1 protein-coding gene is annotated in these 3028 nt (G+C 72.8%); it reads left to right on the top strand.

Annotated features, from left to right (window positions below):
* On the top strand, positions 1-3028 hold a 3028-nt coding region (locus AB0G74_RS34275; RefSeq protein WP_361154621.1), incomplete at both ends, for a condensation domain-containing protein.

A 3028-nucleotide genomic window follows, 5' to 3' on the forward strand; every position in this document is an offset into this window, starting at 1 on the left:
GGCCTCCGCATCGAACCCGCCGAAATCGAAACCACCCTCACCACCCACCCCCACCTCACCCACACCACCATCCACCTCCGCGAAGACACCCCGGGCGTCCAGCACCTGGTGGCCTATGTCGTCCCGGTGGACGGTACGACTCCGCCCGACGACGCCGAGCTGAGGGCCTGGGCGACGGACCGGCTGCCGGAGTACATGGTCCCCTCCGCCTTCGTCACCCTCACCGAACTCCCCCTCACCCCCAACGGCAAACTCGACCGACGCGCCCTCCCCGCACCGCTGTTCGGGGACCGGGAGACGGGCCGCGCGCCGCGCGACGCCCGGGAGGAGATCGCCACCGGGGTGTTCGCGGACGCGCTGGGTCTGCGGTCGGTCGGCGCGGACGACGACTTCTTCGTCCTGGGCGGCCACTCACTGCTGGCGGCCCGGGTCGCGGGCCGACTGCGGGAGGCCCTGGGCGGTGACTGCGCCGTACGGGACGTGTTCGAGCTGCGGACCCCGGCCCGGCTGGCCGAGGGACTCGCCCGGCGGTCCGCCCCGGACGGCGGCCCGACGGCTCCGGCGCTCACCAGTTACCCCGCCTGGCGGGCCGCGCGTCCGCCGCTGTCGTACGCCCAGCACCGGCTCTGGCTGCTGGACGCGGTCCGCGGTACGGGCCCGGTGTACAACGTGCCGCTCGCGGTCCGGCTGCTGGGCCCGGTCGACACCGATGCGCTGCGCGCGGCGGTCGGCGACGTGGTGGCCCGGCACGAGGTGCTGCGTACAGTGATCGCCGAATTCGAGGGCGAGCCGTATCAGCGGATCCTGCCCGCCGACGGGGCCGAGGTGCCGTTCGAGGTGCGCGAGGTCGCCGCCGGGCGGCTGCGGGCCGAGGCGGAGTCCGCCGGTGGCCGCGCCTTCGATCTGGCCCGGGAACTCCCGGTCCGGGTGACCCTGCTGCGGTCGGCCCCGGACGACGCGGTGCTGCTGGTGCTGATCCATCACATCGCCACCGACGAGGCGTCCGCCGCCCCGCTGCTGGCGGATCTGTCCCATGCCTACTCGGCGCGTACGGCCGGTGCGGCGCCGGAGTTCGGTCCGCTGCCGGTGCAGTACGCCGACTACGCGCTCTGGCAGCGGGAGACCCTGGGCGAGCCGGAGGACCCGGACTCGCGGACCGCCGCCGAGACCGCGTACTGGCGCGACACCCTCGCCGGACTCCCGGCCGAGATCGCCCTGCCCGCCGACCGGCCCCGCCCGGCGGAGCCCACCTACCGGGGCGGTGTGGTGCCGTTCACGGTTCCGGCCGCGACGGCGGACGGGCTGCTGCGGCTGGCCCGGGGCGCGGGGGCCACCCCGTTCATGGTGGCCCACGCGGCGGTGGCGGCGCTGCTGCACCGGCTGGGCGCGGGCGACGACATACCGCTGGGCAGCCCGGTGTCGGGCCGCCCGGGTCCCGAGGTCGACGGGTTGGTCGGGTTCTTCCTCAATACCCTCGTCCTGCGGGCCGATCTGTCGGGGAACCCCACCTTCGCGGGGCTGGTGGAGCGTGTCCGGGATACGGCGCTGGCCGGGTTCGCCCATGCCGAACTGCCGCTGGAGGCGGTCGTGGCGGCGGTGGACCACGAGCGGTCCCGCTCCCGGAACCCGCTGTTCCAGACGATGGTCACCTATCACTCGGCGGAGGAGTCCGCCGAGGAGCTGTTCGGGGTTCCGGCCGAGGAGTTCTGGGTGGAGACCGGGGGCGCCAAGCTCGATCTGGAGCTGGCCTTCGGCACCCTTCTGCCCGGTACGGACGTCGAGGGCGGAATCCGCTACGCGGCGGATCTCTTCGACGAGTCGACGGTGGCGGTGCTGGCCGAGCGGCTGATCCGGCTGCTGACGGCCGTGGCCGCTGATCCGTCGGTACGCCTCTCGGAGATCACCCTCCTCGACGACGCCGAGCGGGACCTGATCCTGCACGGCTTCAACGACACCGCCGTCACCCTCGACGGACCCACCACCCTCGCCGACCTCGTCACCGCCGGAGCGAAGGACGCCCAAGGCCCGGCCCTGGTCTTCGAATCCACCGAAACCTCCCGCCCCGACTTCGAATCCGCCGTCAACCGGCTCGCCCGACTGCTGATCGGGAACGGCGCCGGGCCGGAGACGATCGTCGCCGTCGCCCTCCCCCGCTCCCCCGAACTCCTCATCGCCCTGCACGCCGTCGTCCGCGCCGGCGCCGCCTACCTCCCGCTCGATCTCACCCTGCCCGCCGAACGGCTCGGCTATCTGCTGGAGGCGGGCGGTCCGGCCCTGGTACTGACCGACGCCGACGGAGCGGCGGCGCTGCCCGAGGCGTCCGGGGTGCCGAGGATCGTGCTCGGTTCGGAGCGAGCGGCGGCCGAGATCGCCGTACTGCCGGACGGGCCGGTGACGGACGCGGACCGGACCCGACCGCTGCTGCCGGACCATCCCGCGTATCTGATCTTCACCAGCGGTTCCACCGGCCGCCCCAAGGGCGTTCTGGTCGAACACCGGGCGATCGTCAACCGACTCCGGTGGATGCAGCACGCCTACGACCTCACGGCAGCCGACCGGGTCCTTCAGAAGACCCCCACCAGCTTCGATGTCTCCGTCTGGGAACTCTTCTGGCCCCTCGCCCAGGGCATACCCCTCGTCATCGCCCGCCCCGACGGACACAAGGAGCCGGAATACCTCAATGCCCTCATCAGGGAGGAGGCCGTGTCGGTCTGTCATTTCGTGCCCTCGATGCTGGGCGCCTATCTGGCCGACCACACCATCGACAGCACCCCTTCGCTCCGGCTGGTGGTGTGCAGCGGTGAGGCCCTGACCACGGACCTGGTCGACCGCTTCCACGACCACAACGGCCGTAGCGCCGTACTGGCGAACCTCTACGGCCCCACGGAGGCGGCCGTCGACGTCACCGCCGCACCCACCACACCAGGAACCACCACCCCCACCGCACCCATCGGAACCCCCGTCTGGAACACCCGCACCTACATCCTCGACCACCACCTCAACCCCGTACCCCCCGGCACCCCCGGAG

The sequence above is a fragment of the Streptomyces sp. NPDC020875 genome (genome assembly GCF_040641415.1).
Lineage (GTDB): Bacteria > Actinomycetota > Actinomycetes > Streptomycetales > Streptomycetaceae > Streptomyces.